17 protein-coding genes are annotated in these 14,701 nt (G+C 64.3%); 5 read left to right on the top strand and 12 right to left on the bottom strand.

Features of this window, described 5'->3' with window-relative positions; translation table 11 throughout:
• Window positions 1-8 precede the first annotated feature (8 nt).
• The 4 genes from EGY25_RS03215 to EGY25_RS03200 all read right to left on the bottom strand — a co-directional run bounded on the left by EGY25_RS03215 (window position 9) and on the right by EGY25_RS03200 (window position 3,826).
• Window positions 9-548 (bottom strand): hypothetical protein, encoded by a 540-nt coding sequence (locus EGY25_RS03215; RefSeq protein WP_209307957.1) that lies wholly within the window; start codon window positions 546-548, stop codon window positions 9-11.
• A gap of 10 nt (window positions 549-558) precedes the next feature.
• On the bottom strand, window positions 559-1,704 hold the full coding sequence (locus EGY25_RS03210) for a zinc-dependent alcohol dehydrogenase (protein WP_135193613.1): 1,146 nt from the start codon (window positions 1,702-1,704) through the stop codon (window positions 559-561).
• A gap of 390 nt (window positions 1,705-2,094) precedes the next feature.
• Window positions 2,095-3,459, bottom strand: coding sequence for a L,D-transpeptidase family protein (locus EGY25_RS03205; RefSeq protein WP_135193612.1), 1,365 nt, complete (start codon window positions 3,457-3,459; stop codon window positions 2,095-2,097).
• 19 nt (window positions 3,460-3,478) lie between these two features.
• Window positions 3,479-3,826: a hypothetical protein gene (locus tag EGY25_RS03200; protein WP_135193611.1), complete on the bottom strand. Its 348-nt coding sequence runs from the start codon at window positions 3,824-3,826 to the stop codon at window positions 3,479-3,481.
• Window positions 3,827-4,469: 643 nt separating this feature from the next.
• Here EGY25_RS03200 and EGY25_RS16925 point away from each other — a divergent pair.
• On the top strand, window positions 4,470-4,712 hold the full coding sequence (locus EGY25_RS16925; RefSeq protein WP_432417366.1) for a cyanophycin synthetase family protein: 243 nt from the start codon (window positions 4,470-4,472) through the stop codon (window positions 4,710-4,712).
• The gene (locus EGY25_RS03195) at window positions 4,712-6,001 is read left to right on the top strand and encodes an NAD(P)/FAD-dependent oxidoreductase (protein WP_209307956.1); all 1,290 of its coding nucleotides are present in this window, start codon (window positions 4,712-4,714) and stop codon (window positions 5,999-6,001) included. The genes EGY25_RS16925 and EGY25_RS03195 overlap by 1 nt, the downstream gene beginning before the upstream one ends.
• Window positions 6,002-6,416: 415 nt before the next feature.
• Here EGY25_RS03195 and EGY25_RS03190 read toward each other — a convergent pair whose 3' ends face one another.
• The 3 genes from EGY25_RS03190 to EGY25_RS03185 form a co-directional block, all read right to left on the bottom strand.
• Window positions 6,417-7,154: a hypothetical protein gene (locus EGY25_RS03190; protein ID WP_135193610.1), complete on the bottom strand. Its 738-nt coding sequence runs from the start codon at window positions 7,152-7,154 to the stop codon at window positions 6,417-6,419.
• A gap of 298 nt (window positions 7,155-7,452) precedes the next feature.
• Window positions 7,453-7,599, bottom strand: a complete 147-nt coding sequence (locus tag EGY25_RS16425; protein WP_167762465.1) for a hypothetical protein — start codon at window positions 7,597-7,599, stop codon at window positions 7,453-7,455.
• Between the two features lie 7 nt (window positions 7,600-7,606).
• Complete coding sequence (locus EGY25_RS03185) at window positions 7,607-7,852, bottom strand: DUF378 domain-containing protein (RefSeq protein WP_135193609.1); 246 nt, start codon at window positions 7,850-7,852, stop codon at window positions 7,607-7,609.
• A gap of 158 nt (window positions 7,853-8,010) precedes the next feature.
• Between EGY25_RS03185 and EGY25_RS03180 the strand changes: the two genes are divergently transcribed.
• Complete coding sequence (locus EGY25_RS03180; RefSeq protein ID WP_135193608.1) at window positions 8,011-8,226, top strand: hypothetical protein; 216 nt, start codon at window positions 8,011-8,013, stop codon at window positions 8,224-8,226.
• 62 nt (window positions 8,227-8,288) lie between these two features.
• Here EGY25_RS03180 and EGY25_RS03175 read toward each other — a convergent pair whose 3' ends face one another.
• From EGY25_RS03175 to EGY25_RS03160, 4 genes are all read right to left on the bottom strand, one after another.
• A complete protein-coding gene (locus EGY25_RS03175) occupies window positions 8,289-9,188 on the bottom strand; it encodes a manganese catalase family protein (protein ID WP_135193607.1) in 900 nt (299 codons plus the stop codon).
• 99 nt (window positions 9,189-9,287) lie between these two features.
• The gene (locus EGY25_RS03170; RefSeq protein ID WP_135193606.1) at window positions 9,288-9,896 is read right to left on the bottom strand and encodes a cysteine hydrolase family protein; all 609 of its coding nucleotides are present in this window, start codon (window positions 9,894-9,896) and stop codon (window positions 9,288-9,290) included.
• A 6-nt stretch (window positions 9,897-9,902) separates the two neighbouring features.
• Window positions 9,903-10,130, bottom strand: coding sequence for a hypothetical protein (locus EGY25_RS03165; protein ID WP_135193605.1), 228 nt, complete (start codon window positions 10,128-10,130; stop codon window positions 9,903-9,905).
• Window positions 10,120-10,644, bottom strand: a complete 525-nt coding sequence (locus EGY25_RS03160; protein ID WP_135193604.1) for a hemerythrin domain-containing protein — start codon at window positions 10,642-10,644, stop codon at window positions 10,120-10,122. Before EGY25_RS03160 ends, EGY25_RS03165 begins: the two co-directional genes overlap by 11 nt.
• Before the next feature lie 178 nt (window positions 10,645-10,822).
• Here EGY25_RS03160 and EGY25_RS03155 point away from each other — a divergent pair, with 178 nt between their 5' ends.
• Entirely contained in the window at window positions 10,823-11,701 is an 879-nt protein-coding gene (locus EGY25_RS03155; protein WP_135193603.1) for an SDR family NAD(P)-dependent oxidoreductase, read from the top strand.
• Between the two features lie 4 nt (window positions 11,702-11,705).
• Window positions 11,706-12,683: a DMT family transporter gene (locus EGY25_RS03150; RefSeq protein WP_167762464.1), complete on the top strand. Its 978-nt coding sequence runs from the start codon at window positions 11,706-11,708 to the stop codon at window positions 12,681-12,683.
• Here EGY25_RS03150 and EGY25_RS03145 read toward each other — a convergent pair.
• Window positions 12,631-14,700, bottom strand: a complete 2,070-nt coding sequence (locus EGY25_RS03145; RefSeq protein WP_135193601.1) for a glycoside hydrolase family 65 protein — start codon at window positions 14,698-14,700, stop codon at window positions 12,631-12,633. The two genes, EGY25_RS03150 and EGY25_RS03145, sit on opposite strands and share 53 nt — an antisense overlap.
• Window position 14,701 lies beyond the last annotated feature (1 nt).

Genomic DNA, 14,701 nt, shown 5'->3' with positions numbered 1-14,701 from the left:
TAAGGGGGTTAGAGAGAAAGGTGATGGCGCCGACGGTTCAGCAGCACGAGACCCGCCACTGCGACCCCCACAACGGCCGCTGTCGCCAGCGCCGCCTCGTGTCGGCGCTCGTGTTTGACGAAACCCATTTCGAAGAGCGGGTTCGGCATCCGGCCCCGTCTGAAGTCCTGCAGGAGGCCTTCGACTGTATTCAGCCGGTCGGCGCCCATCAGCAGGAGCCAATGGCCCCACTGGCCTTCGCTGAAGCGGAAAGCGGCGCGGCGCACCATGCCGGACAGACCGGCGGGCGGCGTCGATTCACCGACCACCGCAGGCCGCCGGCCATACTCGACGGATTGGAGAATCTCGACGCCGGCGACTTGGGCGCTGGGCGGCGTCCAGTCGGCGCGGGCGCCGTCGTCGCCGCTACGGTCGCGGATCGGCCACGTCGGATCGTTCTTGGGATCGGCGTCCACGCCCCAGCCGACCACCGTCGCGGGATCGATCGACGGATAGGCGACGCTCGGAGCCTCGCTGGCGGCGGCGTTGGCCTTATCGCTCTGTGTCATGACGTTCCGATCACTCTGCATTGGGGATCAGGACAGGCTTGATGCAGCCGTCCAGCTTGGAGGAGAACAGGTGATAGGCCTCCGCCACATCCTCCAATGGGACGCGGTGGGTGATCAGTCCCTTGGGGTCGATCCGGCCCGCCTGGACGTGGTCGATCAGACGCGGCAGCAGCCGTTTCACCGAGGCCTGATTGGCCCGGATGGTCACGCCCTTGTTCACGACATTGCCGATAGGGATCATGTTGCCGGTGGGGCCATAGACCCCGACAATCGACACCACGCCGCCCTTCTTGACCGAGTTGATCGCCCAAGCGAGCGGGGTCGCATTGCCTGCCTCGAACTTCAGCTTCTTGCCGAACAGGGTATGCCAGGCGTTGCCGGAGGCGTCGGCGCCGACTGCGTCGATACAGACGTCGGCCCCAATCTCAGTGATCTTCTTCAGGAAGACGACGGGGTCGCCGATCTCTCGGAAATCATAGACTTCAGCCGGGCAATAGGTGCGGGCGAACTCCAGCCGGTATTCGACGTGGTCGATCACGATCACTCGCCCGGCGCCGAACAGCCAAGCGCAGCGCGCGGCCATCAGGCCCACGGGACCGGCGCCGAACACCACCACGGTGTCCCCCTTCTGGATGCCCCCCATCTCCGCCGCCTGATAACCGGTGGGCACGACATCGGTCAGTAGGACGGCGTCATCGGGATCCATCCAGTCGGGGATCAGCGTCGGCCCAAAGTCGGCATAGGGGACGCGCACATATTCCGCTTGGCCGCCGTCGTAGCCGCCTGCCGTATGGGAATAGCCGAAGATGCCGCCGACCGCTGTGGCCTGCGCATTGGACTCATGACAGTTGCCGAACAGACCCTGTTTGCAGAAGTGGCACTGTCCGCAGGCGATGTTGAAGGGCACCAGCACCCGGTCGCCCCGCTTCAGGTTTTGGACGTCTGGGCCAACCTCCTCGACAACCCCGCAGAATTCGTGGCCGAAGGTCATGCCGACCCGGGTGTCGGGCACCATCCCGTGATAGAGGTGCAGGTCCGAGCCGCAGATGCACGACCGCGTCACGCGCACCACGGCGTCGCGCGGATGCTGGATCACCGGCATCGGTTTGTGTTCGATCCTGACCCGTCGCGGGCCTCTGTAATCCATCGCCAGCATGCGGTGTCCTTTGTCCTGAGCACAACCAACCGGACTTCCGCCGGGCGGTTCCTTGTGTCCGACGATGGACGCGGCGGCGATCATGAGGAGGCGAGACCGACGCCTTGCCTCAGGCGGCCATGCTGCGACCGCCGGTTTCGCGGCCACCGGTTTCGCGGCCAGCGAGATCTCGCGGTGGGGTCTTTCCCAGCTTCAAGCCAACAGGCGCATCACCGGCGTGAACCCCACGTGATCCAGCAGGATCGACGCAAGGAAGATCAGGTCGACCGCTGTTCACGAACCGTCGCCCCGCTGAAAGTTCTCCGATGATCGTCTGTGGACACAGCCCACTCCCACCGGTCGGGCCCACGGTTGTGCACCCCTGCAGTCCGTCTTCGGTGCGATCTGTTGTCAGAGGCCGTCTCGGCCGTAGATGTCGGGCCAGAACTCTACTGTTCTTGCCTTTGACGCCGTGCTCGTTTGGTAGATCAGATAAATCGGGACCGGCTGCCTCAACGGCACGGGCTGTTCTGCAGTCCCGTCTGCGGCGCTCCCCAGGGGCCGGTTGAACAACCATTCGAACAGTCCTTGGGGATCTTCCAAACGCACACAACCGGCGCTGAACGCGCGGTCTGGCCTGGCGAAAAGGCGCTGGTCTGGTGTGTCATGCAGATAGATGCCGAGGTCATTCGGAAGCATGAACTTCACCCTGCCCATCATATTTTCCGGCCCCGGTTGCTGACGAACCCGCACCCGAAGAGCGCCCGCAGCGATGGCGCGCCAATCCAGGCCCGACGGGTCAAGCCGGCGGGCGCTCTCAGACCAGTCTGACAAGGCTTCCAGACCTCGCCCATCGAAGGCGGCGACGCCGTTTTGGAGCACGGCAGGCGCGATGCGCTCGCGCAGCAAATCCTGAGGGATGTTCCAGTAGGGATTGAGGATCGCGTATTCTATTGCTCCCGCCATCATGGGGGTCGCAGTCTGAGGCGCCCCGACAACCACCCGCATCGTCGTGACGATCTGTCGACCTTCGTAGGCGTAGAGGATCGCCGAAGCGGTGTTGACGACGACGTGCCGGGGGCCCGGTGACGCCGGTAGTGCGCGCAGTCGCGCGAAGTTGAGCTTGAGCGTGCGGGCGTTCGACGCCGGTTCTGGTGATCCGTTCCGGGCGTGAGGGACAGTCGGGGTGGTCAAGCCTTCCCGACGGGACTTCACAGCCACGGCCAACTCGTCGAGCAGCGGGTGGACGCTCAAAACGTCACTCAGCCCTTTGTCGCGCGCTTCAGTCTCGGCGATGTCCTGAACGATGCGGCCAGGGGAGGCGCGGGGGCGTCCACGATTGGAGGTGGTCCACAGCAGGTCTTGCGCCTCCGGGGGGCCTTGTAAGGCAGCCCCGAAGCGTCCGACGAGACGCGAGAGGCCGCCTTCTAGCTCGCCCGCTCCAGCCGGCGTCTTGTCGTCGGCGGCCGCCAGTTGTCGAACTGCTGCAACGCGTTCCAGTGAAATGTCGTAGTCGCCGGCCTTTGAGATGGCGGCCAGCGCCTGCGAGCCTGCGGCGGTGATCGCCCCGTTCGCGTCCAGCCACAGAGGCGCGTAACCGCGCCTCATGTAAACGGCCGCAATGTCTGGATCTCGAAGCGCGGCGCCCAAGGCTCGGCGATAGTCGGGATGGTTGGCTAGGAGCGGACGCATAGGGCCCGCGAGCGGAACGCAGGCAGCCGCAAGGCCGCCGGCCGCGATGGAAATCGCAGTCCGACGGCTGATGGCTTTCCGCACTTCTGTCACCGACCCCGCGTTAGCCGCGTTCGCCTGCCCATTGACTGGCTGTGCCGCCCTGAGAGGAGGTCTGGGCGCCTGAGCCTTGGCTCATCGAGCCATTGTTATTGTAGGGCGTGGACGAGCTTGGGCCGCTTGGTCCCTGGTTCATGCCCGAGGCGGTCGAGGTTTGCGCACCCGATCCGGTCATGCCGGGCTGCGACGTCGATCCCGTCATATTCGACCCTTGACCCTGGTTCAGGGTTGAGGAGCCCTGGCCCGTTGATTGACCCGTCGTACTGTTTTGGCCCGTTCCGCTTTGTGCGATGGCGACGGAACTGACGACCAGAGCGCCGATAGCGGCGGCGGCGGCGATGTGCTTGTTCATGATGTCCTCCTGTTGACAAGACGTCTCAGCAACGGAGCGGCTGGTGGCCTGTTCCGGATACTGGAGATATGCCAACTATTGGTCATCCAAATAATAGTCAGGCCGATGGATCAACTATTCATGGCTCGACGGCCATCCGTTTACATGGCCAAGCTCATGGCAAAGCATGCGGGCGTAGAGTTCCTGATCATAGGCGCAAGGATTGGGCATGATGACGCGTTGCCCCGTCGCGCAAGCGTCCGTAATACGCTGTCTAAACAGGGTCTTATCTTAGGTCTTGTGTCGGGTTTTCGACCTAGAAAAACCCGCTCGGCCTTCAGCAGTTCCGGTGAGCGTCTTCAGGAGTTTACATGGGACATCCCGGATACAGATGGTTGCTCCACGCCGAAGACGGCAAATGGCGATGGCGCGCCTTGGATCGTGACCGGGGCGCGATAATGGTTGAGGGGACGGCCGACAGCCGGGCCAAAGCCGCCGCCTGTTTGGCACGCACCCTCACGCTCGGCGTGCTGGCGACCTTTCAGGAGGAAGGGCGGCCATGACGCCGCCGGAGTTCATTCGAGGGCTGGAACGTGTCGTTCACCGCGACCGTATCTCTATCGCGGCACGCCCATGATCCGCACCCCGGACCCATCTCGGCGCGATCGAAGGCCGTCCGACCGGTCAATTTCGCGGCTTCACTACGACACCGCTCGAACGCCAGACCCGGCGGCAGGAGCATGGCTGCGCGTTCCAACGACCCGACGGCCTTCACAAACGGATGAGCGACGGCATGTGGTTTGGTGAACGCATCGAACATGTGGCGCTGGAGTCTCAGGCCCTAACAGGCGCTCGCACGGGATGGCGGCCAAGACTCGGCAGAGTCTTAGCCTGTCGAGTACGCTGATGCGGGATGTCGCAGACACTCTGCAGCCGATGACTGGTAAGCGGCGTCGCGTGGTTATCGTCGGCGCCGGGTTCGGCGGCCTGGCGGCGGCCAAGGCGTTGAAAGCGACACCCGTCGACGTCGTGGTGGTGGATCGCACCAATCATCACCTGTTTCAACCGCTCCTCTATCAAGTCGCCACGGCAGCACTTTCCGCGACAGACATCGCCGTGGCGGCGCGAACACTGCTTCGGCGCCAGGCCAATACGGCGATGATCATGGGGGAGGTGACGGGGGTCGATCACAAACGGCGCTGCGTAATTCTGAGCGACGGGTCGGAGATCTGTTACGACTGGCTCATCCTGGCGACGGGCGCCGCCTACAGCTTTTTCGGTCACCCGGAGTGGAGCCGCGAAGCGTGCGTGCTCAAATCTCTCGACGATGCGCTCGACATCCGTCGTCGTCTTCTCTGTGCATTCGAAGCCGCTGAGCGAGCCGGCCCCGCCCGCACGGTCGCGCCGACGTTCGTCGTCGTAGGTGGCGGGCCGACTGGAGTTGAAATGGCGGGAGCCCTGGCTGAGATGACCCGCCAGACCTTGCGCCGAGAATTCCGCCACACCAATCCGGAAAGCGCTCGGGTTATTCTCTACGAAGCGGGTCCGCGTGTTCTCTCGGCCTTCCCAGAGAACCTTTCCGCCTACGCCGCGCAGGCTCTGGCGGAATTGGGTGTCGAGGTCAGGACTGGCTCTGCAGTGGAGGACATTGGTGAAGGTCGGGTTCGAGTCGGGGGCGAGACCCTGGAAACGGCTGTCATCCTCTGGTGTGCTGGCGTCGCCGCGCGACCGGCGGCGGAGTGGCTCAACGTCGAGGCCGCGAGGAACGGAGCGGTCGTCGTCGGACCGGACTTCGCGGTTGCCGGGCATGAGGGGGTCTATGCAATCGGCGATGTCTGCCACTACGCAGTGGGCGATCGTCCCCTGCCGGCACTTGCGCCGGTCGCCAAACAGCAGGGGAGGTGGGTCGGTCGCCAAATTGCGGCGGTAGCGGCGGGGCGGCGGTCGTCGAAGACCGCCTTCCGCTACCAGGACTGGGGAACAATGGCGGTGATCGGTCGCTCCCGGGCCGTCGCTGTGCTCGGCGGCCGACATCTGCGCGGCGTGACGGCGTGGCTTGCTTGGTCCCTTGTCCACCTGATGCTGCTTGTCGATTTTCGCAGCCGGCTTACCGTCTACATCAACTGGACCTGGGCCTGGTTTACCCGCGGTCGTGGAGCTCGGCTCATCACGGGAATCCGTCGGCGGAGCGGCTAAGGGAGCGGCTGGAGGGCTGTCGTCGTACGGCTTGGGAACCAAGGCGTTGATGCAAGCATAGGCGCCTAGGCTATTGGCTGCGCAACATCCTTGAACAGCTTGGTCGTTGGGTCGCGATCATCGCGATGATCGCCCAGATGAGCAGCGCGCCCGGGATCGGCGGCGCCCGTGACGCTGCTAGAGCGATAGTCACGATCGAGCGTCTTCCAGCTCAGCGTGAGCGCCGCTGCATTTGAGCGCAAAGGCTCGCCAGCGCCGACGGCGTCTCGTCTCTGCGTTCACCTGATCGGTCCCACAGGCCGAGTGAAGAAGCCCTCTGACCGCAGGGGATCAGGTTGGAAGCGACGGTCAGTCGGTGGCGCCGTCAGCGATGCGCGAGGCGCTCCCTTGTCGACGCCAATCCTGCCGGAACGCTCTAAACAATCGGCAAGACCGCCACCTGCAGCGTCTCTGGATCAATTTTTGCTTGATACAGCGCCGTCGGCGCCCGTCGCTGGGAAACAATCTGGCGGACGCGCGCACGAAGCCCGTCGGGCATCAAGGAACCAAGGACGACGCCGTCGATCATTAGCGGGTCAATCTTTACGTGTGTTCCGGCGCGAGCCGGTAGCAGCCAGCGCCATTCTGCTTCGTCCTTCAACCCTGGGGGCTTGGTGAGCACGGCCCGCGTCGTCCAAGCCAGTTCGGGTCCGAGAACCTTCCCTATGACCGAAGCGTCTTGCGCGTAGTGGACAGGTAGCAGGGCAGTCTTCACGGAGGCTAACCCCGTGGTGGCGAACCTTATGCACGCTCCGCGTTGACGATCTCCCTGGTTGCGCCATACAGCCACGCTGTTCTGATGTTCCGAGAGGCAGACGACGCCAAGGTGCGCAAATCTGTCCCTTGTCGGCCCGGAGCTATCAACGCCTTCCCCCGGCTGTCCGGGCTCCATTCGCGGGCACGGACCAGGGCCGGGTTCGACGTGCCACGTGTTGTATTCCATGGTCCGAACATTAAAGACGGGATTTAGCTCGAGCATGCTGCGGGCATAAATTTCATTGGCCAGCAGAAGTCGCTCCAACCAGCCGAGTTGCTCCTCGGTTCTGAGCCTCACATAATGGAAGAGGTAGGGGGGGCGGGCTTTGACCCAAGGTCCCTGGACAACATCGGACATCGTAACTCCTCCTGGACCGAAGGATCGAACGGCCGCCCGTGTTGCAAATGTCTACAATTCAACAAACTTGATGCTGGCTTCTGCGGCCGGGCAGCGGCATGGCGATATGGCTGCGGTGTGTTCCGGCACATCGATATCCGACGGTCCAGTCAGTCTCTCCGCGCAACTATGCGAGGGTCGAGCTCGCGCCCTGGCGCGACCTAACCCCGTAGAGCGGCCCGGTCGCTGCGGGGACGATCCTCCTTGTTGGAAGTTGATGATGATGCCGGCAGCGCCTAGGAGCGGCGACGCTAGAGAGCTAAAGCGGCGGCGGCTGAGTTCTGAAGAACGCCGTGGCGCCCACGCCGAAATAGAGCAGGGCGAACGCGATCAGCAGGATGAGGATCAGCCACCCAAGCCGGCGGCGATTGCGCAGAATGGGCGGCTTGCGATCGTCGTCATTCATGGCGCGATCAGTGGCGTCGGGTCGATGAGTGGATCCCGGTCTCGACGCGCGTTTCACGGGTCTTGATCGCGGCGAGGAATGGCGCGATCTGCCAAAGCGCCGACAGGCCGACCAAGCAATAGACGACTCGGGACAGCACAGACCCCTCGCCGAATAGGGCGGCGACGAGATCGAACTCGAAAGCGCCGACGAGGCCCCAGTTCAGGCCCCCGACGATGACGAGAAAGAGGGTCAGGAGGTTCAGGGCTTTCATAGTATTCTCCGTTGCTGATTGACCGGAAAGCCCTGTGCTGGAGGGCTGTTCCCCGATAGCCGCCGGAGCCTGTTTCCTGATCGAAACCCGACAGAGCGGAACCTGAACGGCTCTCTGATGCTGCTCCTGCTGGCTCTGCGACAGGCCGAAACCTGGCTTTGATCGAGGGCTTTGAATGCGGCCTGCGCATCCGTGACGAGACGGACTTGCCGTCAGCCACGAAGGGAATGGTCTTGCTGCCTGTCGACACTGAAATTCTCGTCCAGAGCATCGAGCGGGCGTTCCGGCGATTGCGCATCGTCGCATTTGGCGCGGCGCTGGCCGGCATGGTCGCGCTTGCAGCGCTGGTGATCGCCCTTTGGGGAGCGGGCTGAAGAAAACGGCGCGATCGTCATGATCGCGCCGTTGCTGGGCCGCAAGTCGATGAGGCGCTTGGCTAGAAGGGGAGCGGCGTAGTCGAACCGGCGCCGGGCCCAGCGCCCAAATCCGCGCCCGTGAGCGGATTGGCTTCGGGGTCTGACATCGTGCGGGTCATGAAGGCGTCTACCGCCTTCTGTTCGTTCTTCGCCAAGGCCACATCGGCGTGTCCGTCGCCGCCGTCGACGGCTGTCTGTTGTTCGCGATCAGAAACCGCCGTCCACTGGTCGCCCGTGTTCCAAGGGCCTTCCGCGTCGCCCTCGCCTTGGGACATGTTGTAGTAGACGTCGGCGAATTCCGGCCGGCCAGGCAACTTGCCGGGAGGGAAGTTGGCGGGGATGGCGTAGAGCGCCTTTTCGAAAGCCTTCTGGTGGGCGACCTCGCGCGTCATCAGGAAGGACAGGGCGTCCTTGATGCCGGGATCGTCGGTGACGTTGATCAGGCGTTCGTAGACGATCTTCGCGCGAGCTTCGGCGGCGATGTTGGACCGGAGGTCGCAGGTCGGGTCGCCGATAGAGTCGATGTAGGCTGCCGTCCAGGGCACGCCCGCAGAGTTCACCAGAGCCGTTCCGCCGCCGTAGAGAATGGACATGGTGTGGCTCTCGCCGCCCTGCGTCATGCTGGCGTAAAGATCGGCTTCTTCCTCCGCCGCCTCGGCCAGCCGCCCCTTGGCGCCACGGTTGAGCATGGCGACGATCGAACCGATGACCTCCAAGTGGCTGAGTTCCTCGGTCGCGATATCCATCAGCAGGTCGCGGCGACCGACGTCTTCGTCGGCCAGGCCTTGGGTGAAATATCGCATAGCGGCGGCCAGCTCGCCTTGGGGGCCGCCGAACTGCTCCAGCATAAGAGTGGCGAGCGCTGGGTTCGTTTCCGAAACCCTTACAGTATACATCAGGCGCTTGTTGTGCATGAACATTTGAGCTTCTCCAGGATGGACAAGGCCAACCTGCCGGATGGGCTCTGGTTGCTGGATGATCGCTTCCTGTCGGCAAATGGACTCAACGGTCCGGTCTGACTATTTCGAGGGCCAGACCCTTAGTATTTCATCGACTTCGGCCGTCTCGATCTGTTGGCCGAAACGGCGGTGATACAGAGCGATCAGACTGTCGTGATCCTCATCAGAAGAGCTGCAGAGCGCATCCGTCGCCACCACCACCCGATATCCAAGATCCATGGCGCCCAGCACGGTCGCCAGGACGCAGACGTCGGTTTCGGCCCCTGTGATCACCAGCGTGTCCACCCCGCTGCGGCGCAGGACGGGGTCGAGGTCCGTTCCGGTCCAGGGCGAGTAGAGGGTCTTGTCCACGATCCAAGCGGGAGGTGAAAAACGTTGAAGGTCCAACGCCAGATCGGTCATTCGTTCGCCCAGCACCTCCAGCGTCATGGACGGCCAGCGGTCCCAGTAGCCTCGCCAGGCGCCGCGGCCCTCGCCAGGACGCGTTGCGGGGATGAAGCGTGTGAAGCAGGTGCGTTCGGCTTTTTCCTCACATAATCGAACGATGACCGGCAGCACCCGCGTCGCCCACGGCGTCTTCCAGTCGGTGTCCTCGACGAACATTCTCTGCATGTCGATGCACAGGTGCGCCGCAGAAGATGGGATGCCGTCCTTCAGACCATTGGCCATCGCCTCTCAAGCTCCAGGGCGCTCGGCCGCTCCGCCGTCGGCGTTGGGCGAGGACGGTTTGATCTCCGTGAGCGAAGGCGTCGTCTGGGTGTTGGAATGGTGTTCGATGCGGCCGCTTTCGACCTCGGCGCGCGCGAAGACCTCTTCCTGACCGGTTTCCAAAAGCTGATCGTCAGGTCCGCCTAGACCGCCTTGGGCGAGACCCGATGCGCTGTTCGAAAGATCAGTCGACATAGCGCTGATACTCTTCGGTGTAGCGCGCCGTGAGGCGATCCTGATCGTCGCCGTGCTTCTTCAGATGCAGGAACCAGCCGTTCTCCTCCTCGAACATATGCGTCAGCACCGCACCTTCGATGTGACCCCATTTGTCCAGCCAGGCATCGGACGACGGGGCGATGTTCTCAAGCTCGGCCATCTGCATCTTGGCGGTGGTCTGTTCGGAATAGGCCGCCCCCGCCTGTAGCTTGTGACCGTGCTGGGCCATGGCGGGATAGAGAACGATCTCCTCGGCCAGCGAATGGCCGTTCAACACCAGGGCGAGGGTCTTCATGGCCGCCGTGCGCTCTGCGGCCGATCCCGCATTGCGGCCCTGAGCGAAGGCGTCGCGGATGAGTTCGTGATGATCGAGCGCCAGCGACAGCCAGTCGCCGTTCTGGGCCGCCGCCCGGGCCTTTTCGGTCGCTTCGCGGCGATGGTCTTCCGAGGGTTGGGGTGTGATGGCGGCGAGCGCCTTGTCGATGACGGACATGGATCCTCCTGTGTCTGGCGTCACAGCGCAGAACGTCCGCGTCCCGTTCCTGTGTTCAAAAACGGACGCTAAAAAGCCCCGCTATAACAGAGGGATAATCACATGGATGGCGCGTGCAGGAACCGCAGCAGTATCGACCAGTTCGCTACTTCAACGTCCAAAAAGAGGAGCCTGAACCTTGTTAGATGCAGATCCTGATCCAGCACCTTGCCCTTCGACCCTTCCCAGATTTTCAGGACGATGCGCGGTCGTCACCGGGGCGGCGCGGGGGATCGGTCGGGCTATCGCAGTCGCTCTGGCGCGAGAGGGCTGCGACCTGGTCCTGGGGGATATCTTGGCCGATCTGCCGGACGGTACGCCCTATCCCAAGGCGACGGCGGACGATTTTCAAACCACGGTCAACGCCGTTCAGGCTGAAGGCGTTCGCTGCATAGCGTTGAAGGTGGATGTCGCGCGCGCCGAAGAGGCCGCCATTCTGATCCGCCGCGCCGAGGACAGTTTTGGACGGCTCGACTTCCTGATCGCAAACGCAGGAATGTCGATCGAAGGGCCGATTACGGAGATGCGGCCAGAGACCTTCGAGACCGTCGTCCGGGCCAATCTGAACGGGGTCTTCAATGTGCTGTCGCCGGCTTTGAAGGTCATGACCGAGGTGGGGCGCGGGCGCGTCGTGGCCATCGGCAGCGGCGTCAGCAAACATGGGGAGAAGGAAGCCGCTCCCTATGTGGCCGCCAAGTCCGGCCTCGCGGGGCTGTGCAAGACTGCCGCGCTGGAAGCGGCCAAAAGCGGTGTGACGGTCAACGTTGTTCTGCCTGGTCCCGTCGATACCCCAATGATGTCGAGCCAGGAACGGTTTCAGCAGGCGGTTCCCGACAAATCGAATCCGACGCGGGAAGACTATCTGGAGGCCAATAAGGACGCTACGCCAATGGGGTTGGCCTGGGTGACGCCTGAAGACATCGCCTCGGCCGTCTTGTTCCTGCTGAGCGACGAGGCGCGGTTCATCAGTGGGGAGACGCTGGGGGTCGATGCGGCGGATTCCGCCAACTGGTCCTGACCCCTTGCCGCCTCCGATCGCCACCTGGCCTGGTCCCGACGGCGATCCGCCGGCGGCGACCAACAATCTGCATTCCACAGCCGGCTCTGGAACTTTCGCACCTCTGACGGTGGTGGCGGCCGTCGGGCTTTTCGCCTGCGCCGATCTGTTCGCCAAGCCGCTGAGTGCGACCTTGCCGGCCGCCCAGATCGCCTGGATGCGCTATGTCGTCCTGCTGGCCGTCGCCGTATCGATGGTGTGGGGACGCAGGCGGCGGTGGGTGGCGAGCCGGCCTGCGCTCCAGCTTCTGCGCGGCTTTGCGCTGCTGGGCTCGGGCCTGCTGTTCATTCGCGGGCTTCGGGATTTGGGCGTTGCAGAGGCGACGGCGATTTCGTTCGTCACCCCGGCCTTCGTAACGCTGTTGTCGATCGTCGTGCTGGGTGAGAGCGTCCACGTGCGGCGATGGGCGGCGCTTTTGATCGGATTGGCGGGGGTGGTGACCATCTTGCGGCCGGGCGGAGAGGCCTTTCAGTCTGCGGCCCTGTTCCCGCTTGGTTCTGCGGCGTGCGGCGCCGTGATGGTCGTCACCACACGCAGGATCGGCGACGGCGATGCGGTGGAGACGATCTTGTTGTGGTCTTCCGGCGTGGGCTTTCTGGCGCTGACGGCGTCGTGGCCGGCCTTCGCCGTGGCGATGACGCCGTTACAGATCGCTCAGGCTGTGATGATGGGCGGCCTCTATGCCATGGGCCAGTATTTGTTGATCGTCGGCTATACGCGGGGCGAGGCCTCGCTGTTGGCGCCCTTTTCCTACGCCCAGGTTCTGTTCGCGGCCGGCCTTTCCGCCCTCGTCTTCGGCGTGGTCCCCGATAGCACGACGCTGGCCGGCATCGGCCTGATCCTTCTTGGCGGCGCCTATACGCTGTATCGCGAAAGCGCTCTCACACGGCTCAGGTCGAGAGGAATGTCACCTCGGCGCGCGCGTCGCCGTGCCGCGCTCTGATCCGGGCTGGACGGCCGCGCACCCAGACCCTGACGATCTCGATCTCTTCCCACCCCTGAGGCAGAACCACCGGTCGGCGAGCCCATGTCTCGGGCGGTCCGTCGTCGATAATCAGGCCTGTGAAGCCGAACATCAGCCCCAGCAGCATCCCGCCCAGATTGGCGAAGAAGGGGCCGGCAGGAACCTCGCTGTCAGGATGGTCGAGGCGGTATTCGAGACACTGGTGAAAGCGCGGCTGGTCGTAGGCGACATAGCCTTCCTCGAACAGTTTCAGCGCCAGGTCCCGGTCGCCTGTCATCGCCGCCCAGACACTGTAGAGCGCCGGTAGCATGGGCGCGCCGATGTAGTCGGGCCAGCGCTGAAGAAAGAAGTCCAAGGTCGCGCGCCGCTGGCGTTCGTTCGCCGGAAAGTCGCTGGGGAACAGGCCGGCGAGCGGGGAGGGCGTGGCGCCCTTGGGTTCTCGCACGTCGAAGTCGTCATGAGAGGCGATCACGCCATCGCTGCGTACCGGGAGATACAGGCCGTCCAGCACCTCTTCCCACGCATCCGGTGCCTGCCGCCCCAATTGGTCGGCCATTCGCAGCGCACGACGCAGCACACCGGCGGCGGTCATCAAGGTGAAGGCGTCGTTGTCGGGCGGCTCCGGAACCTCCGCCGGCCCCATTGAGCGCAGGATTTCGAAACCGCGATCGGTCCGGGTGGTGCGGCTGACGAACCAGTCGGCGACGCCGCTGACGACCGGCCAGGCGTCCTCGCGCAGGAAGGCTTCGTCCCCTGTCGCGTCGGCGTACATCGCGAAGGCGCGCGCGACATGCAGGGAGACGTGGTCCTCATGATGGGCCGCCGACCCGCCGCCTGGCGCCGCTTCCTGGGCCGTCATCGGCGCGGCTTCCCATGGAAACTGAAGGCCCCGACGTCCCGACAGTCGCGCGTTGGACCCCGCCGCCGCCAGCCCTCGCGTCCGAAAGTCCAGCGCCGCCCGCGCCGCATCCGGCTGCGACAGGACAAGGGGTGGGATGCAGAAGGCGTCCACGTCCCACATCACATGGCCAAAATAGTAGGTGTAGTCGTGCCACGTCGCGAGGCCGAAGATCGAGGTGGACGCGGGCGAGGCGGAATGGGCCGAACTGTTGAGGTAGAAATAGGCCGCGTCGATCAGGGCCTGGTGATCCGGCTGGGCGCCGCGAACCACGATGCGGCCCAGCCACAGATCCGCCCAGGCCTCGCGGTTTCGTCGCCTCAGCGTATCGAAGCCGGTCTCGCGGGCACGGTCGACGCGGCGCACCGCTTCCTCATCAGGTCGCGCGTGGATGACCGAAGGAACCAGGGCCGCCATCTGGCGCAGCCTAGTTGTTCGACCCTTGGCGGCGCGTAATTGATAGGTGCTGACCAGGGGGCCGGATGCGTCCCAAGCCTCGACCTTCCTCTCCGCCTCGGCCGAGACCTCGGTATGCAGGGCCAGCCCGCAGGTGCTGACGGCGCCGTCCGTCTCCCACAGCATTGAGCCGTCGCAGGCGGGTTCTGGCTCGCCGGGCGTGTCGGTGCGCCGTCGGGCGACGCGGCCACGCAAGCCTGCTGGATCGACGCGGGCGCGCAGGGTCAGGTCGCAAGCGCCGTCCACGGTGACGGCGATCTCCTGCAACACCAGGGCGGGGGCGGTGCGGCTGGCGAAGGTGACGACGACGACCTCGGCCCGGCGCTCTGCCGTAGCGAAGACGAAGCGGCTCTCCAACTCCGCCGTCTCGAAGTCATAGGTCTGGACCAGATCCGAAACGGCCCAGGGCTGGTCGCTGAGCCAGACCCCGTTCAGCCCGATGTCCGCAGCAAGGGGATAGGGAGCCGGGGCCGCCGCCTCGATGCGACGCTCGGGGTGTTCGCCGGCCAGGCCGCTGACCAGGGTCATGCCGCTCTGCAACGGCATCTCCCGCACCCGCAGACCGATCAGGCCATTGCTGACATAGGCGGGCAGGTCGCCGTTTCGTGGGCCTTTGGCGGGAGGGGGACTGATGGGAGACATC

Origin of the sequence: Brevundimonas intermedia (genome assembly GCF_004614235.1) — a bacterium.
GTDB lineage: Bacteria > Pseudomonadota > Alphaproteobacteria > Caulobacterales > Caulobacteraceae > Brevundimonas > Brevundimonas intermedia_A.
Note: the sequence above shows the minus strand (reverse complement) of the source record. Positions and strands in the feature narration are given on the sequence as shown.

What these genes read in the sequence shown, in the direction of transcription:
- EGY25_RS03145 (WP_135193601.1), bottom strand. Translation starts at nt 14,700, where the DNA reads ATGTCTCCCATCAGTCCCCCTCCCGCCAAAGGCCCACGAAACGGCGAC.
- EGY25_RS03200 (WP_135193611.1), bottom strand. Translation starts at nt 3,826, where the DNA reads ATGAACAAGCACATCGCCGCCGCCGCCGCTATCGGCGCTCTGGTCGTC.
- EGY25_RS03175 (WP_135193607.1), bottom strand. Translation starts at nt 9,188, where the DNA reads ATGTTCATGCACAACAAGCGCCTGATGTATACTGTAAGGGTTTCGGAA.
- EGY25_RS03170 (WP_135193606.1), bottom strand. Translation starts at nt 9,896, where the DNA reads ATGGCCAATGGTCTGAAGGACGGCATCCCATCTTCTGCGGCGCACCTG.
- EGY25_RS03210 (WP_135193613.1), bottom strand. Translation starts at nt 1,704, where the DNA reads ATGCTGGCGATGGATTACAGAGGCCCGCGACGGGTCAGGATCGAACAC.
- EGY25_RS03215 (WP_209307957.1), bottom strand. Translation starts at nt 548, where the DNA reads ATGACACAGAGCGATAAGGCCAACGCCGCCGCCAGCGAGGCTCCGAGC.
- EGY25_RS03160 (WP_135193604.1), bottom strand. Translation starts at nt 10,644, where the DNA reads ATGTCCGTCATCGACAAGGCGCTCGCCGCCATCACACCCCAACCCTCG.
- EGY25_RS16425 (WP_167762465.1), bottom strand. Translation starts at nt 7,599, where the DNA reads ATGAATGACGACGATCGCAAGCCGCCCATTCTGCGCAATCGCCGCCGG.
- EGY25_RS03195 (WP_209307956.1), top strand. Translation starts at nt 4,712, where the DNA reads ATGCGGGATGTCGCAGACACTCTGCAGCCGATGACTGGTAAGCGGCGT.
- EGY25_RS03190 (WP_135193610.1), bottom strand. Translation starts at nt 7,154, where the DNA reads ATGTCCGATGTTGTCCAGGGACCTTGGGTCAAAGCCCGCCCCCCCTAC.
- EGY25_RS03185 (WP_135193609.1), bottom strand. Translation starts at nt 7,852, where the DNA reads ATGAAAGCCCTGAACCTCCTGACCCTCTTTCTCGTCATCGTCGGGGGC.
- EGY25_RS03165 (WP_135193605.1), bottom strand. Translation starts at nt 10,130, where the DNA reads ATGTCGACTGATCTTTCGAACAGCGCATCGGGTCTCGCCCAAGGCGGT.